At 60.4% G+C, this 19,189-nt stretch carries 20 protein-coding genes; 10 read left to right on the forward strand and 10 right to left on the reverse strand.

Features of this window, described 5'->3' with window-relative positions:
* Nucleotides 1-4: 4 nt before the first annotated feature.
* Nucleotides 5-1,687: an FAD-binding dehydrogenase gene (locus EU811_RS14905; protein WP_142939118.1), complete on the reverse strand. Its 1,683-nt coding sequence runs from the start codon at nucleotides 1,685-1,687 to the stop codon at nucleotides 5-7.
* 68 nt (nucleotides 1,688-1,755) lie between these two features.
* Between EU811_RS14905 and EU811_RS14910 the strand changes: the two genes are divergently transcribed.
* Nucleotides 1,756-2,835: a quinone-dependent dihydroorotate dehydrogenase gene (locus EU811_RS14910; RefSeq protein ID WP_142939119.1), complete on the forward strand. Its 1,080-nt coding sequence runs from the start codon at nucleotides 1,756-1,758 to the stop codon at nucleotides 2,833-2,835.
* Between the two features lie 84 nt (nucleotides 2,836-2,919).
* Here the strand turns inward: EU811_RS14910 and EU811_RS14915 are convergent, their stop codons facing one another.
* Nucleotides 2,920-3,513, reverse strand: a complete 594-nt coding sequence (locus EU811_RS14915; protein ID WP_142939120.1) for a DUF3043 domain-containing protein — start codon at nucleotides 3,511-3,513, stop codon at nucleotides 2,920-2,922.
* A 133-nt stretch (nucleotides 3,514-3,646) separates the two neighbouring features.
* On the opposite strand from EU811_RS14915, the gene EU811_RS14920 reads away from it, so the two are divergent.
* The 5 genes from EU811_RS14920 to EU811_RS14940 all read left to right on the forward strand — a co-directional run bounded on the left by EU811_RS14920 (nucleotide 3,647) and on the right by EU811_RS14940 (nucleotide 8,826).
* Nucleotides 3,647-5,080, forward strand: a complete 1,434-nt coding sequence (locus EU811_RS14920) for a dipeptidase (RefSeq protein ID WP_142939121.1) — start codon at nucleotides 3,647-3,649, stop codon at nucleotides 5,078-5,080.
* Nucleotides 5,081-5,244: 164 nt separating this feature from the next.
* Complete coding sequence (locus tag EU811_RS14925; RefSeq protein WP_011774901.1) at nucleotides 5,245-5,637, forward strand: HesB/IscA family protein; 393 nt, start codon at nucleotides 5,245-5,247, stop codon at nucleotides 5,635-5,637.
* A gap of 183 nt (nucleotides 5,638-5,820) precedes the next feature.
* Complete coding sequence (gene ctaC, locus EU811_RS14930; protein WP_062069602.1) at nucleotides 5,821-6,693, forward strand: aa3-type cytochrome oxidase subunit II; 873 nt, start codon at nucleotides 5,821-5,823, stop codon at nucleotides 6,691-6,693.
* Between the two features lie 10 nt (nucleotides 6,694-6,703).
* Nucleotides 6,704-8,428: an aa3-type cytochrome oxidase subunit I gene (gene ctaD / locus EU811_RS14935; protein WP_011774899.1), complete on the forward strand. Its 1,725-nt coding sequence runs from the start codon at nucleotides 6,704-6,706 to the stop codon at nucleotides 8,426-8,428.
* A complete protein-coding gene (locus EU811_RS14940; protein WP_142939122.1) occupies nucleotides 8,425-8,826 on the forward strand; it encodes a cytochrome c oxidase subunit 4 in 402 nt (133 codons plus the stop codon). Before ctaD ends, EU811_RS14940 begins: the two co-directional genes overlap by 4 nt.
* A 141-nt stretch (nucleotides 8,827-8,967) precedes the next feature.
* Here the strand turns inward: EU811_RS14940 and EU811_RS14945 are convergent, their stop codons facing one another.
* Nucleotides 8,968-9,261: an HPr family phosphocarrier protein gene (locus tag EU811_RS14945; protein WP_165450194.1), complete on the reverse strand. Its 294-nt coding sequence runs from the start codon at nucleotides 9,259-9,261 to the stop codon at nucleotides 8,968-8,970.
* A 156-nt stretch (nucleotides 9,262-9,417) separates the two neighbouring features.
* Here EU811_RS14945 and EU811_RS14950 point away from each other — a divergent pair, with 156 nt between their 5' ends.
* On the forward strand, nucleotides 9,418-10,206 hold the full coding sequence (locus EU811_RS14950; protein WP_142939124.1) for a GntR family transcriptional regulator: 789 nt from the start codon (nucleotides 9,418-9,420) through the stop codon (nucleotides 10,204-10,206).
* Between the two features lie 82 nt (nucleotides 10,207-10,288).
* Here the strand turns inward: EU811_RS14950 and qcrB are convergent, their stop codons facing one another.
* From qcrB to ctaE, 4 genes are all read right to left on the reverse strand, one after another.
* Nucleotides 10,289-11,962 carry a cytochrome bc1 complex cytochrome b subunit gene (qcrB, locus tag EU811_RS14955; protein WP_142939125.1) on the reverse strand — a complete coding sequence of 558 codons (1,674 nt, stop codon included), beginning with the start codon at nucleotides 11,960-11,962 and terminating at the stop codon, nucleotides 10,289-10,291.
* Nucleotides 11,940-13,010, reverse strand: coding sequence for a cytochrome bc1 complex Rieske iron-sulfur subunit (gene qcrA, locus EU811_RS14960; protein ID WP_142939126.1), 1,071 nt, complete (start codon nucleotides 13,008-13,010; stop codon nucleotides 11,940-11,942). The genes qcrB and qcrA overlap by 23 nt, the downstream gene beginning before the upstream one ends.
* A gap of 93 nt (nucleotides 13,011-13,103) precedes the next feature.
* Nucleotides 13,104-13,892: a cytochrome bc1 complex diheme cytochrome c subunit gene (qcrC, locus tag EU811_RS14965; protein WP_142939127.1), complete on the reverse strand. Its 789-nt coding sequence runs from the start codon at nucleotides 13,890-13,892 to the stop codon at nucleotides 13,104-13,106.
* Nucleotides 13,893-13,980: 88 nt separating this feature from the next.
* Entirely contained in the window at nucleotides 13,981-14,619 is a 639-nt protein-coding gene (gene ctaE / locus EU811_RS14970) for an aa3-type cytochrome oxidase subunit III (protein WP_142939128.1), read from the reverse strand.
* Nucleotides 14,620-14,767: 148 nt separating this feature from the next.
* On the opposite strand from ctaE, the gene trpD reads away from it, so the two are divergent.
* Nucleotides 14,768-15,826, forward strand: a complete 1,059-nt coding sequence (gene trpD, locus EU811_RS14975) for an anthranilate phosphoribosyltransferase (protein WP_142939129.1) — start codon at nucleotides 14,768-14,770, stop codon at nucleotides 15,824-15,826.
* An 18-nt stretch (nucleotides 15,827-15,844) separates the two neighbouring features.
* Here the strand turns inward: trpD and EU811_RS14980 are convergent, their stop codons facing one another.
* Complete coding sequence (locus EU811_RS14980; RefSeq protein ID WP_017197606.1) at nucleotides 15,845-16,123, reverse strand: Lrp/AsnC family transcriptional regulator; 279 nt, start codon at nucleotides 16,121-16,123, stop codon at nucleotides 15,845-15,847.
* Nucleotides 16,124-16,196: 73 nt separating this feature from the next.
* Complete coding sequence (locus EU811_RS14985; protein ID WP_142939130.1) at nucleotides 16,197-16,586, reverse strand: DUF3054 domain-containing protein; 390 nt, start codon at nucleotides 16,584-16,586, stop codon at nucleotides 16,197-16,199.
* A gap of 159 nt (nucleotides 16,587-16,745) precedes the next feature.
* Here EU811_RS14985 and EU811_RS14990 point away from each other — a divergent pair, with 159 nt between their 5' ends.
* Entirely contained in the window at nucleotides 16,746-17,168 is a 423-nt protein-coding gene (locus EU811_RS14990; protein ID WP_142939131.1) for a VOC family protein, read from the forward strand.
* Between the two features lie 21 nt (nucleotides 17,169-17,189).
* On the opposite strand, the gene EU811_RS14995 is transcribed toward EU811_RS14990, so the two are convergent.
* Nucleotides 17,190-18,173: an Lrp/AsnC family transcriptional regulator gene (locus EU811_RS14995; protein WP_142939132.1), complete on the reverse strand. Its 984-nt coding sequence runs from the start codon at nucleotides 18,171-18,173 to the stop codon at nucleotides 17,190-17,192.
* Between the two features lie 102 nt (nucleotides 18,174-18,275).
* Between EU811_RS14995 and EU811_RS24745 the strand changes: the two genes are divergently transcribed.
* Entirely contained in the window at nucleotides 18,276-19,157 is an 882-nt protein-coding gene (locus EU811_RS24745; protein ID WP_142939133.1) for a sigma-70 family RNA polymerase sigma factor, read from the forward strand.
* Nucleotides 19,158-19,189 lie beyond the last annotated feature (32 nt).

Here is a 19,189-nt window from a genome sequence, read left to right on the forward strand (position 1 = left end):
CAGCTTAGACACTGGCAGCGGCGTGCCGGCCGGCAGCCCTCCCGGTGAAGAGGCAACCTCCCAGGAATGTTCCTTCCAAGGCCCGGTAACCGTGGATACCACCGCCTCCAAAGCCGGCCGCTTCGCCGGCAGCATAGAGGCCGGGGATGGCCATACCGTCTCCGTCAAGCACCCGGGAGTGCAGATCAGTGGTGATTCCGCCCAGGCTTTTCCGCGTTACCACAGAAAGGCGGATGGCAATCAGGGGACCGTGTTGGGGATCTGTCAGTCGGTGCGGGGGAGCAACCCGCATGAGTTTGTCGGTAGCGAATCGGCGCGCCGCCCTGATGGCGGCCAGCTGGGGGTCTTTGCCCAAGCCGCTGCTCACCTGGTCATCCCGTGCACGGATCACTGCCCCAAGTTCAGCAGCGTCAATCAAGAAGGCTCCTGAGAGCTGGTTCATACGTTCGGCAAGACCCGCAGGAGATGAGGCCTGAAGAAAGTCAGCGCCCCGGTCCAAGAAGCGTTGAATGGGCGCGTCCGTCGTGGGTCGCAGACGGGATGCGAGCAGCCGTACGTCCTTATTCGTGAGGTCAGGATTCTGCTCGGACCCGGACAGTGCCAGTTCTTTGAGGGCGATGGTGCGGTTCAGGACAAACCAAGAGTATCCATGTCCCGTTCCCACAATGTGTCGAAGTGCTCCCTGTGAGTCGAAGCCCGGGAACAATGGCGCGGGCAGCTGATGGCCTTCTGCATCCAGCCATAGGGAGGAAGGCCCGGGCAGAATCCGGATTCCATGATTGGGCCACACGGGGTGGTAGTTGTGAATTCCTTCAGGGTAATGCCACATTCTGTCGCCGTTGATCAAGGAACCGCCGGCGGATTCAACCGCGGACAGGAAGTCGCCGTCAACGGACGCCGGTACTCCGCTGAGCATGTCATCCGGTGCAGTGTTGCCCGGCCATTGCCGGCGGACTGCTGCGTGGTTACCTCCGATGCCTCCGGTCGTCACCACCACGGCGCCTGCCTTTGCCTCAAAGCTCCCTGCGACCCTGCGTCCGGACTGCTGGCCTCGCGCCGCCGTCGACCCCTCCAGTACGTCTCCGGAAACGCCGGTGACCCTGCCCGCTGCCCTGGTCAGCGACGCTGCGCGGTGCCTGAAGTGGAGACTTATTCTGCGGTTATCAACGCCCTCGCGCACCTTGGCGAGGAACGGCTCTACCAGCGCGGGTCCGGTTCCCCACGTGACGTGGAACCGGGGGACTGTGTTGCCGTGGCCCCGCGGCCCGTAGCCGCCACGCTCCGCCCATTGCACCAGCGGAAAAATGCCAACACCGAGGCTCCGCAGCCATCGACGTTTCTCGCCTGACGCGAAGTCGACATATGCTTCGGCCCATTTCCTTGCGTTGCCGTCTTGGATCCGATCAAATGCTGCCGACGCAAGCCAATCTGATAGGGCGAGTTCAGCGTTGTCCTTCACTCCCAACCGCCGCTGCTCCGGCGTGTTGACCATGAAGAGTCCGCCAAATGACCAGTGCGCCTGGCCGCCGACGGATGCCTCCGGTTCCTGGTCCAGGACTGCCACGGTCTTGCCGGCTGCATACGCCGTGGCAGCGGCAACCAGCCCGGCTAAGCCCGCGCCTATCACCACAATGTCTGCACTGACCTTTTGGGTTCCATGATCTGCATCACGATTATCCAGCGGCATGCCTACATGCTAGCGCCAGGGCAGGTCACGGGTTTGGTGAGTGGTGGGTAAGCGGGAAAACTAGGATCATGCGTGTTTACCCCACATTCTTTAAGTTGGCCTTCTCCTGGATGGATGCCGAGAAGGCCCACAAGATCGGCTTCCAAGGAATCCGTGCGGCCCACCGTTCCGGTGTTGGGAGGATCCTTGCCAAAATGACAACTCCTGATCCTTCCCTCCGCACGGAGGCGCTGGGGCTTACCTTTCCCTCCCCGTTCGGCCTGGCGGCAGGATTCGACAAGGAGGGCCACGGCATCGAAGCCTTGTCCGAGCTTGGATTCGGACATGTAGAAGTGGGGACCATTACGGGCCAGGCACAGCCCGGTAATGAAAAGCCGCGCCTCTTCCGCTTGATAGAGGACAAAGCGGTCATCAACCGGATGGGGTTCAATAACGACGGCGCCGCCGCAGTCGCGCCCAGACTCAAGGCAGCACGGGCTGCTCTGCAGCGGCTGCACCCGGACGTCCGGCCGATTATCGGGGTCAATATCGGCAAGACCAAGCTGGTTGAGCTCGAGGACGCTACCGAGGACTACCTGGTCAGTGCCCGGAGCCTGGCGCCCGCGGCAGATTACCTGGTGGTGAATGTAAGCTCTCCCAACACTCCGGGGCTGCGTCTGCTGCAGAACGTGGAAAGCCTGCGGCCCCTTCTCCGCGCTGTTGGCGACGCCGCCGACGAAGCGGCCGGGCGGCACGTTCCCCTGTTGGTCAAGATTGCGCCGGACCTCTCCAATGAAGATATCGACGACGTCGCGCGGCTTGCCCTGGACCTGAAACTTGACGGAATCATAGCCACCAACACCACCATTTCCCGCGACGGGCTCGTCTCCGACGCTGCGAAGGTGGAGTCTCTTGGCGCGGGCGGCTTGTCGGGTGCGCCCCTCAAGCAGCGATCCCTCGAGGTGTTGCGCAGGCTCAAGAACTCGGTAGGGGATCAGCTTGTCCTCATTGCAGTTGGTGGCGTTGCCACCCCGCAGGATGTTCAGGACCGGCTCGATGCCGGGGCCACGTTGGTGCAGGGCTACACTGCTTTCCTTTACGAAGGTCCTTTCTGGGCTTCGAGAATCAACAAAGGTCTTGTGAAACTTCGCCGACGGGCGGCCGCATAATCGTGGCAACCTAACCTGGAAGCATACAAAGAGACCCCGGACCAATGGTCCGGGGTCTCTTTATTTGCTTGAGGGTTGTGGCGCCTAGGCGGGGTACTGTCCGCGCTTCACCTGAGGTTTCGGAAGACGTAGCTTGCGGAACTGAAGGGCGCGCATGCAGCCGTACCAGATGCAACCACGTTCCACTTCACCGAACTTCTCCGTAAGGCGCTTGCGAAGTTTGCGGGAGAGGATGAAGACGTCCACAAAGACTGCAAGGAACATGATCCAGAAGCCAATAAGGACGTAGCTGATGCCGGCGCTGGTGGGCGGGATGATCAGGGAGATCACTACGAACAGCAAAGCGCCGAACATGAGGTACTCACCCAGGCTGAAGCGTGCGTCAACGTAGTCACGTGTGTACCGCTTCTGGGGGCCCTTGTCCCGATAGGGGAGAAATTTCTCGTCTCCCGTATCAAGGGCCTGCCGCATTTTCTGCCGCTGGTCCTGGATGGCCACCCTTTCCGCTGCCTTGGAGGCCTTACGATCGGTGGGAACCAAAGGGCGCTTGCGGGCCGCTTCCTGGTCCTTCCGCTTGGGCGTAGGGGCGCCCTTTCCAGCACCGGGCTCCGGTGCGGTGGCGTAGGCCTGATCTACTACTGATTGAGCGCTGGGCTCTTCCTTTTTGCGTCCGAACACCCATACAGAATACCCCTCGGGAAGGTGGTGCAGGTTACGTGTCCCATAGCCCGGACCCTCTGGCTTATGTGCAGCCTTGTGGTTCGGGCCGTGCTTGCCTCGGGGGAGAATCCCCGACGGTAAAGTGTGGCCCATGACTTCAGCACATGCGGACATCCCGCAGAACAAGCAAGGGCTCTCCGGCTCCACTCCTGTCGAGGCACTGACCACGGCTGTCAACGAATCCTTTGACGCTACTGTCGCATCGTTGGAAGACCTGGTGGCTATTCCCGGTATTGCGTGGCCGAGTTTTGATCCCAAGGAACTTGACCGGAGCGCTGACGCCGTCGCCTCCCTGGTCAAGGAATCCGGTATGGAGGACGTCCGTATCCTTCGATGCAACAAGGCTGACGGTACGCCCGGTGGTCCTGCCGTCGTCGCGCGCCGACCTGCCGCCGCAGGCAAGCCGACCATCCTGCTGTACGCCCACCACGACGTCCAGCCTCCGGGTGACAGCAGCCTCTGGAACTCCGAGCCCTTTGTCGCTCAAGAGCGGAATGGCCGCTTGTATGGTCGGGGTGCCGCCGACGACAAAGCAGGCATCATGGCGCACCTTGCCGCCTACAGTGCCGTGACAAAAGTCCTGGGGGACGACTTCGGGCTCGGCGTGACCTTCTTCTTTGAAGGCGAAGAAGAAGCCGGATCACCTACCTTCCGCACTTTCCTTGAGGAGCACCAGGAACTTCTCCGGGCCGATGTGATCGTCGTTGCCGACTCCAGCAACTGGAAGGTGGGCGTGCCTGCCCTCACTACCAGCCTTCGCGGCCTGGTTGACGGAACTTTCGAAGTGCGCGTCTTGGAGCACGCGGTCCATTCAGGCATGTTCGGCGGCCCCGTGCTCGATGCCCCTACTCTTTTGTCGCGGCTCATAGCCACCCTTCACGACGACGCCGGGAATGTCGCAGTGGCCGGCCTCGTCGGCCGGGACGAGGTGGCAGTTGATCTCACCGAAGCTGACTACCGGGCCGATGCATCCGTGCTCGACGGCGTGAGGCTCGCCGGAAGTGGAACCATCGCCTCGCGTTTGTGGACCAAGCCGGCATTGTCCATCATTGGCATGGACGTCCCGGCCGTAGATGTTGCATCCAACACCCTCATACCGTCGGCGCGGGCAAAGTTCAGCATGCGGTTGGCGCCGGGGCAGGACCCGGAAGCCGCCATGACGGCGCTCAAGCAGCACGTCGAATCCCATGCCCCGTTCGGCGCCAGGGTGACGTTCACGCCGGGGGAGAGGGGCAATGCCTTTTCCACCGATACGACGTCCGCTGCAGCGCGGGTGGCTTTGTGGGCGCTGGGGGAATCGTGGGGAGTCCAGCCGGTGGAAATGGGGATCGGAGGCTCCATCCCGTTCATCGCCGATCTCCTGGAGATGTATCCGGATGTCCAGATCCTGGTCACCGGCGTCGAGGACCCTGATTCCCGTGCGCATAGTGCCAACGAATCATTGCATATAGGAGACTTCCGGCATGCAGTGTTGGCGGAGGCCTTGATGTTGGCCCGGCTGAACGCCGAAGGCCTGGCCGGGTAGGCTCCTGCGGCGCGCGGGGAACAACCACTTGCAGTCTGTGGTTACGTCAAGAGTTATAGCTAAGGGCCTGCGCGACGTAGCATTAGCTATAACCCGTACGTAATTGGGTAAGGGCAGGCAGCGTTCCGGCGCCGCCGCCAAGAGCTTCATAAGAAGGTAGGCCAATGAGCACTGCAACCAACGAAAACAGCACCGGAGCACAGCTCGTCACCAACGACGACGAACTGGCCACGCACGAGGTCAATCTGACCGACGTCGCCGCGGGCAAGGTCCGCAGCCTCCTCGAGCAGGAAGGGCGCACAGACCTCCGACTGCGCGTTGCAGTCCAGCCTGGCGGATGCTCGGGCCTGATCTACCAGCTCTACTTCGATGAGCGCTTGCTCGACGGAGATGCTGTGCGCGATTACGACGGCGTTGAGGTGGTAGTGGACAAGATGAGCGTTCCTTACCTCAGTGGTGCCAGCATCGACTTCGAAGACACCATTTCGAAGCAAGGATTCACCATCGATAACCCGAACGCCGGCGGGTCTTGCGCCTGCGGCGATTCGTTCCACTGATGTGAGCCATCGCCGCATGTCGGCGCCCCTTCGAGCGAGTTTGAATTCGTTCGGAGCCACGGCGCTGACATGTGCGCGAAAACCGCGTGATAGCGGTAAGCTCTACATCGGGTAGTAAAACTTTTAGTGTGCCCGGTGAGCCTTCGGCCTGCCGGGAGACAGCAACAAGAGGAAGGGCCGTCTGTGAGTTCGCAGAACCGAACCGGCAGCCGACGCATAAAGATCACATCGATCACTGGCTTGGCACTAGCCGGCGCGTTGGTTTTGACCGGATGTTCACCAGAGGTAGAGAAGGGTTGGCTGCCTACAGAGCGCGGCACGACCAACCACACTGACCGGATCATGGACCTCTGGGTCAACTCATGGATCGCCGCCTTGGCAGTCGGTATCATCACGTGGGGCCTCCTGGTCTGGTGCATCATCGCTTACCGTCGCCGCAAGGGCACCACGGGTTTCCCCAAGCAGCTCAGCTACAACCTGCCGCTCGAGGTCTTCTACTTGACCATCCCGCTCTTCATGGTGCTGGTGTTCTTCTACTTCACCGACCAGGACCAGCGTGCGATCGATGACCGCTCCCAGCCTGCCGACGTCGTTGTTGACGTCCGCGGCAAGCAGTGGGCATGGGACTTTAACTACAAGCAAGGTGAGGTCATCAATGAAGACCTCCACGAGGCGGGCGTTCAGGCCCACCTGACCGGCAATGAAGTCGACAAGGAACTGCTCCCCACCCTGTACTTGCCCGTAGGCAAGTCTGTGGACCTGGAGCTCAACTCCCGCGACGTCATCCACTCATTCTGGGTACCCGCCTTCCTTCAGAAGCGCGACATGATCCCGGGCAAGACGAACTACATCAGGTTCACCCCCACCAAGGAGGGCACCTTCGATGGCAAGTGTGCCGAACTCTGCGGTGAATACCACTCCGAAATGCTCTTCCGCGTCAAGGTTGTCTCCGAGTCTGAATTCCAGGCTCACATGGACAAGCTTCGCCAGGAAGGCAACACGGGCCTCCTCGGTGCGGAATATGACCGCAACCCGAACCTGAACGAATCCAAGTAAGGGAAGCGACGTGGCTACGTACACTCAATCCGCACCGGGGGTTCTCGAAGCTCCGGTAGTTCCTAAGTCCAAGGGGCGCATCGTCGTCAACTGGATCACCTCCACCGACCACAAGACCATCGGGTACATGTACCTGATCGCGTCCTTCGTGTTCTTCTGCCTCGGTGGCGTCATGGCGCTGTTGATCCGCGCTGAACTGTTCGAACCCGGCATGCAGATCCTGCAGACCAAAGAGCAGTACAACCAGATGTTCACCATGCACGGCACCGTCATGCTCCTGATGTTCGCAACGCCGCTGTTCGCCGGCTTCGCCAACGTCATTATGCCGTTGCAGATCGGCGCCCCCGACGTCGCCTTTCCCCGTCTGAATGCTCTGGCGTTCTGGTTCTTCCTTTTCGGTTCCACCATCGCCGTGTCCGGCTTCATCACCCCGCAGGGTGCTGCATCCTTTGGCTGGTTCGCTTACGCGCCGTTGTCCAACACGACGTTCAGCCCCGGCGTAGGTGGTGACCTCTGGGTCTTTGGCCTGGCGCTGTCCGGGTTCGGAACCATCCTTGGTGCCGTCAACTTCATCACCACCATCATCTGCATGCGTGCACCGGGCATGACCATGTGGCGTATGCCGATCTTCACCTGGAACACGCTTGTTACGGCGATCCTGGTTCTGATGGCCTTCCCGCCGCTTGCAGCTGCCCTGTTCGCGCTCGGTGCCGACCGCCGCTTTGGAGCGCACATCTTCGATCCCGAGAACGGCGGTGCAGTCCTTTGGCAGCACCTGTTCTGGTTCTTCGGACACCCCGAGGTGTACATCATCGCGCTGCCGTTCTTCGGTATTGTCTCGGAGATCTTCCCGGTCTTCAGCCGGAAGCCGATCTTTGGCTACAAGGGTCTTGTTTACGCAACTATCGCCATCGCCGCTCTGTCCGTTACCGTGTGGGCTCACCACATGTACGTGACCGGATCCGTGCTGTTGCCGTTCTTCGCGTTCATGACCATGCTCATCGCTGTTCCAACAGGTGTGAAGTTCTTCAACTGGATCGGTACTCTCTGGCAGGGCTCCATAACGTTCGAAACTCCCATGCTGTGGAGCATCGGCTTCCTGGTGACATTCCTCTTCGGCGGTCTGACCGGCATCATCCTGGCGTCGCCGCCACTGGACTTCCACGTCTCCGACTCCTACTTCGTGGTGGCTCACTTCCACTACGTCGTCTTCGGTACCGTCGTGTTCGCGATGTTCGCAGGCTTCTACTTCTGGTGGCCCAAGTGGACGGGCAAGATGCTCAACGAGCGCCTTGGCAAGATTCACTTCTGGCTCCTGTTCCTGGGCTTCCACGGCACCTTCCTGATCCAGCACTGGCTCGGTGTTGAAGGCATGCCGCGTCGATACGCCGATTACATGCCGCAGGACAACTTCACGTGGATGAACCAGTTCTCCACCATCTCCTCCTTCGTCCTGGGTGCTTCGCTCCTGCCGTTCTTCTGGAACGTCTACATCACGTGGCGAAGCAACAAGAAGGTTGAAGTGGATGATCCTTGGGGCTTCGGCGCTTCGCTTGAATGGGCAACATCCTGCCCGCCGCCGCGCCACAACTTCACCTCCTTGCCCCGTATCCGCTCCGAGCGCCCGGCCTTGGACCTTCACCACCCGGAGTTGGCCCAGGTTCACACCGCCGAAGCCCCGTCACCCGCAGCAGCTGTTTTGGGTAACGCAGACCAGAGGGACGTCAGCAAATGAAAATCGAATCGTGGCTCTTTGGGGCCGGAGTCTTCTTCTTCATCCCCGTAACCATCGTTTACGGTTTCTTGACGGAATGGACTGAATGGGTCGGCGTACTGGGAATCCTCCTGGTGGGTGGTCTGGCCGGCATGATCGGCGCCTACCTCGGGTTCACCGGTAAGCGCATTGGTCTTCGGCCCGAGGACCGCCCCGACGCTGAGATTCATGAGGGCGCCGGTGAGCAGGGCCACTTCAGCCCCTGGAGCTGGTGGCCGCTGGTTCTGGGCCTGGCATGTGCCGGTGGCTTCCTCGGATTGGCAGTGGGTTTCTGGATCACCTACGTGGCTGGTGGCCTCGCCATCATCGCCCTGGTTGGTTGGGTCTTCGAATACAGCCGTGGAGACCACGCCCACTAAGTAATTGGTGACACAAAGATGGGCCCCACCTTGTGGTGGGGCCCATCTTCTTTAACTTCATCCCGTAGGTCAGTTGCCCACAGGGCCGAGCGCGTCCGCCCAAGGGGCCAGAGGCGTCTCGCGAGGTCGCCGAGATGGCTCTTAGCGGGCCTGTGTGCCCTCCAGGACGGCTGAAAGAGCGAGGAGCGCCCTCTCCGCCATCGGGATAGTCTGATCGCCGCTGAGATCCTCAGGAGCGATGTTTAGGTAGACTTCGCAACCTTGGTCGAAGTCCTCGGTCATTACTTCAAGAAGAGAACGGGCATCAACGGGTGCTCCGTTGTGCTTGCGGATGGTCACCGGCAGCCCGGTTTCCGTCACAGCACGAACAAATACCGCGGCCGCCCGTGCATGCAAGCCAATCTCGGCGGCCACGAAGGTTTTCTGCTCCGGCAACCCGGCTCCTTTGATACGCGACGGACTCCGTCTGAAAAATGTTCCACACAAGCCTAGCCGCCGGGGTGGTGGTCTTCCACCGCGGACTTCGGTGGTATAGACCTGCGGTCCTGCTGAATTATCCTTGGAACATGACTCAATTGCTGGACATCTGCCGTGGCTGAGGCAGCAAGCATAGCCGGTGAGATCGACCGCGCCAGCGGCACCCCCATCTATGTTCAGCTCCGCGAGATCCTCAGGACGTTCATTGTCCAGTCCTGCCCGCCCGGGTCCGCGCTTCCATCCGAGCGGGACCTGTCGGAACGGTTCGGGTTGGCGCGAATGACTGTCCGGCAGGCAATTGACGCCCTCGTAGGCGAAGAGGTCATTGAGCGGGTGGTCGGCCTCGGAACGTTTGTCAGGAAGCCAAAGCTGGATCTGCAGGTGAAGTTGACCTCCTACAGCGAGGAGATGCAGCGTCGCGGGATGGTGCCCGCCGCCAAGGTCCTGAGCTTCGAACAGATTGCTGCCAGCGCTTTCCTGGCCAGGGAACTTCAACTGGACGAGGGCACTCCACTGGTGCGGTTCAGGCGTTTACTGCTTGCCGATAACGAGCCTATGAGCGTAGACGAGAACTTCATACCTGCCCATCGAGTGCCTGGCTTGCTCGACGAGGCACCTCCAACCTCGCTATATAACGTTCTGAGCGAACGATTCGGCTTGGTTATGGAGTGGGGCGAAGACATGATTGAGGCCACTGCGGCTTCTCCGTCCACTGCCAGGCTTCTGAATGTTGACGTCGGAGCACCGCTGCTCAAAATACAACGTCACGCGTTTGTAGCCCGTGCGATGGTGGACTATTCGGTTTCCTACTACCGGGCTGACCGATACAAGCTCTGGGTGCCCTTGCAGCGGCCTGGCATCCGTCCCACACGGAACTATTCCTCGGGGTACCGCACTCAATAACCCCGGCAGTACCTGTAGCGGCACAAACGAAGGGCCCGGTCCATGTGGACCGGGCCCTTCGTTTGGTTTGAGTAATGAACCGCTAGTGGCTCAGACTCTTCTGCTCTTCTCCAGCTGCTATGGCCTCGTGGTGGCCATGAGCGTGGGCTGCTTCGAGTTCCGCAGGCGTTGCAGGGGCAACACGGTCTTCGAAGAACCAGCGGGAGAGTGCCGCACGGCGCTTCTCCTTACGGGTAACAACGCCATGCTCGTTCGGCTGGGCCGGGATGGGAGCCGGTGACTCGAACCCGACAAGCTTGTAGCGCTTGTATTCATCCAGCGGGGCGTGGACCTCGATGAACTCACCGTGGGGGAGCCGCACGATACGGCCTGTTTCGCGGCCATGAAGTGCGATTTCGCGGTCCTTGCGCTGAAGGGCAAGTGCGATTCGCTTGGTCACGATGAAGGCGATGATGGGGCCAATAAAGAACAGGGTCCGAAGCCAGTACGTCACATCATTCAACGACACGTGGAAGTGCGTGGCAATGAGGTCCGAACCGGCAGCTGCCCACATCACGCAGTACCAGGTGAATCCGGCAACACCGATAGCAGTGCGGGTAGGGGCGTTGCGCGGACGGTCCAGGACGTGGTGCTCGCGGTTGTCCTTGGTAACCCAGCGCTCGATCCACGGGTACATGAACAGCACAGTGAAGATGATTCCGGCCGGTACAAGAGCGGGAAGCAGGACGTTCAATGTGAGGGTGCGACCGAAGATGACCCATTCGAAGTGGAAGTCATTGATGACACCGGGCATGAGGCGCAGGGCACCATCAACGAACCCGATGTACCAGTCAGGCTGGGTACCGGCCGAAACCGGGGAGGGATCGTACGGGCCGTAGTTCCAGATCGGGTTGATCGTGAATGCAGCAGCCATGAGTGCCAGGACACCGAAGACGATGAAGAAGAATCCGCCGGCCTTGGCAGCGTACACCGGTCCGAGGGGGTAGCCGACGACGTTTCCGTCATTGCGTCCTGGGCCGGGGTACTGGGTGTGCTTGTGAACAACCACCATGAATAGGTGGATGACAATCATCAGGAGGATGAGGGCCGGTACCAACAGGATGTGCAGAACGTAAAGACGGCCGATGATGGCCGTGCCCGGGAACTCTCCACCGAAGAGGAAGAAGGACGTGTACGTTCCGATGACCGGGATGGACTTGATAACACCATCAATGATGCGCAGGCCGTTGCCGGACAGAAGGTCATCGGGGAGGGAGTAGCCGGTGAAGCCGGCAGCCATTGCGAGGATGAGCAGCACGCCGCCCACAACCCAGTTCATTTCACGGGGCTTACGGAACGCGCCGGTGAAGAAGACACGCAGCATGTGAACACCGAGGGAGGCCACGAACAACAGTGCTGCCCAGTGGTGAACCTGGCGCATGAACAGGCCGCCGCGAACGTCGAACGAGATGTTCAGCGACGAGCTGTAAGCAACGGACATTTCGACGTTGTACAGCGGCGTGTACGAACCCTGGTAGTGGGTTTCCGCCATGGACGGGTCGAAGAAAAAGGTCAGGAAGGTACCTGACATCAGCAAGATGACGAAGGAGTACAGCGCCACCTCACCGAACATGAACGACCAGTGGTCAGGGAAGACCTTCCGGCCGAACTCGCGCAGGATGCCGGAACCGCCAACACGCTCGTCCACGAAGTTGGTGAAACTACCAACTTTGGTCTTCGGAACGAAGGGGGCTTCAGCTGTTGATGAGGCGCTCATGCTCGTCACGCTCCCAGTAACTCGGTCCTACAGGTTCTCTGAAGTCGCTGGTAGCGACGAGGTAGCCCTCTGCGTCAACTGCGATGGGCAGCTGCGGGAGCGGACGGCTTGCCGGTCCAAAGATGACCTTGCATTCTTGCGTCAGGTCGAATGTGGACTGGTGGCAGGGGCACAGAAGGTGGTGCGTCTGCTGCTCGTAAAGAGCAACCGGGCAACCGACGTGCGTGCAGATCTTGGAGTAAGCAACGATGCCGTTGTAGCTCCAGTTTTCACGACCCTCTGAGGGGTTCAAGGAGTCCGGGTCCAGGCGCATCAACAGAACGACAGCTTTAGCCTTCTCGTTCAGTTTGCCTTCGTGGAGTTCATTGAGACCTTCGGGGATCACGTGGAACGCAGAACCAATGGTGACGTCCGAGGCCTTGATGGGGGTGCCATCAGGATCACGGGTCAGGCGCTTGAGTTTGTCGCCCTCAGGCGCCCACATTGTGTGTGCCAAAGCGTCGTCCGGCCGCGGACCCAGATCGCCGAAGATAGCGAGGGCAGGCAGGGGAGCGAGGGCAACGGCACCAAGAAGGGTATTGCGGATCAGCGGGCGACGCTTAATGCCGGTCTCGTCCACGATGTCGTCAACGATTCGCACAGCAGCCTGGCGATCTTCTTCAGTACGGATAGCGTGGCGCTCTTCCGACACTTCGTGATCGGGCATCAGGGCCTTGGCCCAGTGCACGATTCCAGTGCCAATACCCAGCATTGCGAACGCAGTGCCCAGACCCAGAAGGAGGTTCTGGGTGCGGATGGTCGCAATCGAGGTATCGTCGCCCAAATCGATGGCAAAGTATGCCACCAGGAACACCAGCGTACCGATGACGGAGGTGCCAAACAGAATGGCTACCTGACGCTCGGCGCGCTTTGCGGCTACCGGGTCCGTGTCAGCCAGGCGCAAACGATGCGGAGGAAGTCCAGGATCCTGGAACTTCTCCACCTCATTCTGACCAGCCGTAGCTACGGTGCCCGAGTGGTTCGGACTGCCGTCACTATGGTTGCCCATAATTCGCCTCATCCTTCTCTCGTTGTCTCGGCCGGGGCCGAGTTATTTTCAGTTTCAAACTGCTGACCGTGCAGCAGAAGTTTCGTGTCCGGATTAGGACGTGCGGGACGTCAACCAGATGGTGAATGCGATGATGACGCCCAACCCGGCGACCCAGACAAACAGACCTTCGGATACCGGACCGAGTGCGCCAAGATCAGCGCCGCCGGGAGAACCGTTGGATTCAATGGTCTTCAGGAAGGTGATGATGTCGCGCTTGTCTTCAGGCGTGACGTTGGAGTCGCTGAAGACGGGCATGTTCTGCGGACCGGTAACCATGGCCTCATAAATGTGTTCAGCACTCACGCCTGCCAACGCGGGGGCAAACTTGCCCCGGGTCAGGGCACCACCGGCAGCTGCGGCATTGTGGCACATGGCGCAGTTGACGCGGAAGAGTTCGCCACCGTTGGCTGCGTCTCCCTTTCCGTCGAGGAGGTTTGCCTCGGGAATGGCCGGACCTGCGCCGAGGGATGCAACATAAGCAGCAAGTTGCTTGGTCTGCTCCGCGTTGAACTGCGCGGGCTTCTTCTGGGCCTGCGGGCCACTCATCTGCATGGGCATACGGCCGGTGCCAACCTGGAAGTCAACTGCAGCAGCACCCACGCCGACCAGCGAGGGGCCGTCCTGGGTTCCGCTGGCACCCATGCCGTGGCAGGTGGCGCAGTTGGCGGCAAAAAGCTTGCCGCCTTCTTCTACGTCACTCGCGCTGAAGCTTGTGGTGTCGGCCTTGGCCTGGTTGACAGTTGTGGCAACGGCGTACAGCCCACCAGTGAGGAGGAGGCCCATCAGCAACAGCGCAATGGCTGCCAGTGGGTGACGTCGCTTCTGCGATAGTGCCTTCACGTGGTGGTTCCTTTTTTCGATCCTGCGTCGGCTCCGCGAGCCGCTTCTTGAAATTCTGCCTCTTGTAGAAAAAGAGTCAAGGCCGGGCTTACTTGAGTACGTAGATGACCAGGAAGAGGCCGATCCACACAACGTCGACGAAGTGCCAGTAGTACGAGGTGACGATCGCCGATGTTGCTTCAAAGTGGCCGAACTTCTTGGCTGCAAAGGCTCGACCCATGATGAACAGGAACGCGATCAGTCCGCCAATGACGTGCAGGCCGTGGAAGCCGGTAGTCATGTAGAAGGCAGAGCCATAGGCGTTGGACGACAGGGACACGTGCTCTGAGACGAGCATGGCGTATTCCGTGGTCTGGCCGGCCACGAAGAAAGCTCCCATGATGAACGTCAGGGCAAACCATTCGGTCATTCCCCACCGTGTGAACTGCAGGAGCCCGCCGGTACGGCGTGGCTCGAGTCGCTCGGCGGCAAAGACGCCCATCTGGCAAGTAAAGGAACTTGCCACAAGGACGATGGTGTTGACGAGCGCAAACGGGAAGTTGAGCTTGGCCGTCTCCTCGGCCCACATCAATCCGGATGTGGAGCGCAGGGTGAAGTACATGGCAAAGAGGCCGGCGAAGAACATCAACTCACTGGACAGCCAAACAACGGTTCCAACAGAAACCAAGTTGGGGCGGTTCAGCGTCGGGTGCGCCGGGGTACTGGGGGCATGGGTCGCAGATGTCACAAGGACATTATGTCTGTAAAAGTCCAGACTTCCCAATGCAAACCACCGATTCAGGAGACTTTTTCTACAAAGACGCGAATTCGCGCGGAAAAGTTCCCGGTCGCGTTCACATTGGTCATCGGCGTGGCTGGGTCGATAGCATCAGGGAGTGACTTCTCCGGCAACGGCACCTGCAGCCAGCAATACCTGGCCAGGGCTCATCTCAGCACTGATCAACGGCGACAACCTTGCAGTGGGCAACACAGAGTGGGCCATGAACACCATCATGTCCGGAGAGGCGACGCCGGCTCAGATTGCGGGGTTCCTTGTTGCGCTCCGTGCCAAGGGCGAGACGGTCGAAGAGCTGGCCGGTCTTGTTGAGGCCATGGTCCAGCATGCCAACCCCATCAATATTTCCGGTGAGAAGCTGGACATTGTCGGAACCGGTGGAGACCGCCTGAACACGGTAAATATCTCCACCATGGCTGCCCTTGTTGCTGCCGGCGCGGGGGCCAAAGTGGTAAAGCACGGCAACCGGGCTGCATCTTCCACTTCCGGGTCGGCCGACGTTCTAGAGGCGCTGGGCGTTCGTTTGGATCTGTCAATCGAGCAGGTGGCCCGGAACGCAGAGGAGGCGGGAATCACTTTCTGCTTCGCGCAGGTCTTCCACCCCTCATTCCGGCATACCGCTGTTCCGCGCCGTGAACTGGCTGTTCCCACGGCTTTCAATTTCCTTGGGCCGATGACCAATCCCGCGCACGTTCAAGCTTCGGCTGTGGGTGTTGCCAACGCCCGCATGGCGCCGTTGGTGGCAGGAGTCCTGGCCCGCCGCGGCAGCCGGGGGCTGGTATTCCGAGGAGACGACGGCCTCGATGAGTTGACCCCCACAGGGTCATCGACGGTCTGGGAAATCAGGAACGGAACCGTCAGGGAGCAAATCTTCTCGCCTCAGGTCCTCGGTATTCGTCCTTCGACGGTTGCTGACCTTCGCGGAGGGGACGCCGCTGCCAATGCGGCCGTAGTGCGCGATATCCTCGACGGCAAACAGGGGCCTGTACGCGACGCCGTACTACTGAATGCGGCTGCTGGATTGGTGTCAATCGATCTGGACGCCGAAGGGAGCCTTGAGGACCGGATGCGGACCGCTTTTGCCCGGGCGGCGGAATCCGTGGATTCAGGCAAGGCTGCCGGAGTGCTCGCCAAGTGGACTGCTCTTAGCCAAAGCTGAAGACCAGCCGTCCCGCTGCTACTCGAAGCCGAGTGCGAAGGCTGCGTCGAGGTCGTGCTGGGAATAGGCGCGGAAGGCAATGTGTGTGGTGGTGTGGACCACCGAGGCAACCTTTGACAGGCGGTCCGCGATCACATCGGCAAGCTCGTCGTGTTTAGTCACCCTGGCCACCGCAATGAGGTCCCACTCTCCGGTGACGGAGTACACCTCGCTGATGCCCTGAATGGCCGAAATCTGCTCGGCGGTCTCCGGTATGCGTGAGGCATCGGTTTTGATCAGGACGAAAGCGGTGATCACGTGGGGCCTTTCCGAAAATGCATCGTTGCGGACGTTTTCCAGCCTAGTGCATTCCCTCGTACAGGGGGATTGATCAGACCCGGCGTTGCCGTCGGCGCGATACCCTCATGAGCGATGAAGTGATAAGCCGGTATCCGAGCAGGAAAATGCCAAGGGTGACCAAAGCCACCAGGACAAAAGGCAGCACGACGGTTTGGCTTGTAACAGCCCGCAGCAGCATTCCCACAGCGACTGCGCCGAGCCATATGAAAACTCCGGACGGCCATGCAGCCATGGGCGCCCGCCAAGCACGTGCAACCACCCAGGCGATCGCTGCCCCGGCCAGGAACGGCCACGCTGTGGCAAAAGCTCCCGAGATGATGTCACCGCGGGCGTGCGCGTCCCGTCCAACGGCGGCGAAGGCAAGAATCAAGAAAAGATCGGCAAGGGCTGCGGGTATCCACAGTCGTGAGGGTGAAGACATACTCCCGACACTATCCGGGGCATCCCTCCCACGCGAAAGTTACCTCCAGGTGCTGCTGCGGTGATCAGGGGAATTCGCGTCGGCCGTTGTGTGGGCGATGTCACGGTATTAGCCTCTGACGGGGGACCAAGGAGTCTCAACAAGAAGGAGAGCCGACCAATGACAACCCGCCTCAATCCGTACATTTCATTCCGGGACAATGCTCGGGACGCCATAACGTTTTACGAGTCCGTCTTTGGCGGTGAACTGAACATCAGCACTTTCGGCGACTACCAAGCCAGTGACGATCCAGCAGAGGCCGGCAAAGTCATGCACGCCATGTTGGAAACTCCCGGCGGATTGACGTTGATGGCTGCCGACACCCCGAATGGCATGGAGTACAACCCCGGCGACAATATCTCCGTCTCCTTGAGCGGAGAGTCGTCGGATGAAGCCGAGCTCCGCGGTTACTGGGACAAACTCGTCGACGGCGGTACGGTCACCGTGCCGCTCGAGATGGCCCCTTGGGGTGACACCTTTGGAATGTGCGTCGACAGATTCGGGATCGGCTGGTTGGTCAACATTGCAGGGGCCCAGGAGTAGTAGCTGGGCGCTGTGATCACCCTAGGTGATGCGCCTTCCGTCAGAGGTGAGCCTGTTGCCCATGTGTTTGGGAGTTCGCAGCACTATGCATCTGTCGAGGATCTCTGCGAACGGAAGCCTCTCGCCCAGCTGCCTCTCCAGGGGTGTCATGTCTTCAACCCGCCGAAGCCATACCAGCATCAGGATTGAGTAGAGCCCGCCGGTGGTGGCGACCAGACGGACCTCGTGCAGGCCGACGAGCTTTTCTGCAACGGATTCCACCATCGTGGCCGGAACGCGCAGGAAGTACCAAACGGCGACTGGCCAGGGGGAGTAGGGTCGCGCCACCTCCAAGCGCAACACCATGCGCTTCTCGGCAAGGATGGTGGACAGCGCGTTTCTTGCCCGCGTGGTGCTGATCCCAAGCGTTTCGGAAATCTCCGCCACGGAGGCTCGGCCGTTGGAACGCAGAATGCCGGCAAGTTGGTCTTCGATCTCTGCGGAGATGCCTCTTGGGGCGGCTGCAGGCTGTGGAATACTCGATTCCAGTTGGCGCGCCTCGTGGTCCTGGAGCGAGCGCAGCCGCCAGAGCTGCGCATCGGCGAGGAGCCGGATACCACGGTGTGTACGGGTGCCGATCACGCCTGTCACGTTTGTAAGCCGGTCCAGCACAAACCCTGCCAAGTCGGCGTCAGTCCGGCACAGTAACGTCACCACCAGATCCCGGCCGCCGATGGTTTGGTCAATGGAAAGTACTTCGTCGTCGCGGGCGAGATCCTCTGTTGCCTCGGCAATGCGTGAAGGTGTGCATTCCACCTCAATGATTGCGCCCACATATTTCGCTCCGGGTCCCCGGTAGCTTGCCAACCAGGCCAGCCCCTGATCCTGAAGAGCGCTCCAGCGCCTGGCGAGGGTAACAGCGTCTGCCCCGACGATGGGCGCGAGTGTGGCCCAAGGTGCTCGCGGACGAATCTGCAGGGCATGAAGAAGCCTCAGGTCACGGCTGTCCAAGTCGTAATCCTGCATTGAACACCCACTTCCCCTCAATTCGCTGCGTTTTCCGTGGCGTTTTGATCGTGCTGCCTAGATTCTAGGGTCCGCGAAGAACTCTGACGACCAAGAGGGGCCATGTGCGCTGCGAACCTGATCTACCCGCAGTTAGCCGCGGATCCAAAGCCATGCTCCTGCGGAGGGACATTGTGCGGCCAGCGGCGGGGGAGTGGGGCGACCGTGCCGAACCCCGGCCTGCAGGCGGTCGAGGGTCTGGAGAGGGCCGAGCCGCTTGGGTGGTGTGACGTGTCTTTGGTTTCCGCGGTGCGGGCTGGGCAGTTTTCTGCCTTTGCCGAACTTTTTGGTAGGTACAAAAAACTCGCCGCGTACGTGGCCCGGGTGGAGACCGACAATCTGTCGGACGTGGACGATGTTGTGGGAGAGGCAATTGCGTCTGTGTTTCAGGCTCTGGCTAGTGGCAGGGGACCGGCGGACTCTTTCAGGGCCTATCTGGTGACCACTGTGCGAAGAACGGCACATCGTCGCAACGTACAGGCGAGGCGCGCTGGCTTCTTGAGCGACCTCCTGAATGGGGATGGCGACACCGGATATGAGGATCCCTATCTCCGTTCCTTGGAGACGTCCTCGCTCATTGAAGCATTCCGGTCCCTGCCGATGCGTTGGCAGGCTGTGCTTTGGTACAGCGAGGTGGAAACCATGAAACCGGCAGCGGTGGCGCCGATCATGGGATTGACGCCGAACGGTGTATCGGCGTTGCTCATACGCGCGCGGAAAGGACTTCGGCAGGCATATTTCCAGGATCACGTTCTCGTAAAGGCAACGGACTCTTGTGCTGACGTGTCGCAGCATTTCGGGAAATTCGTCCTCAACGACGGACGAATGCCAGGCAGCGCCAGGATTCGACGGCATGTGGATGAGTGCCCGAAGTGCGAGGCGGGCCTAGCTACTCTGCACCAGATGCGCAGCGCAATAAAGGGTTCAGGAAAATCGACGGGGTAGGGTCACTTTCAGACTAGTGGCGCAATGCTTTA

This window comes from Arthrobacter sp. TS-15 (genome assembly GCF_006964045.1).
Lineage (GTDB): Bacteria > Actinomycetota > Actinomycetes > Actinomycetales > Micrococcaceae > Arthrobacter.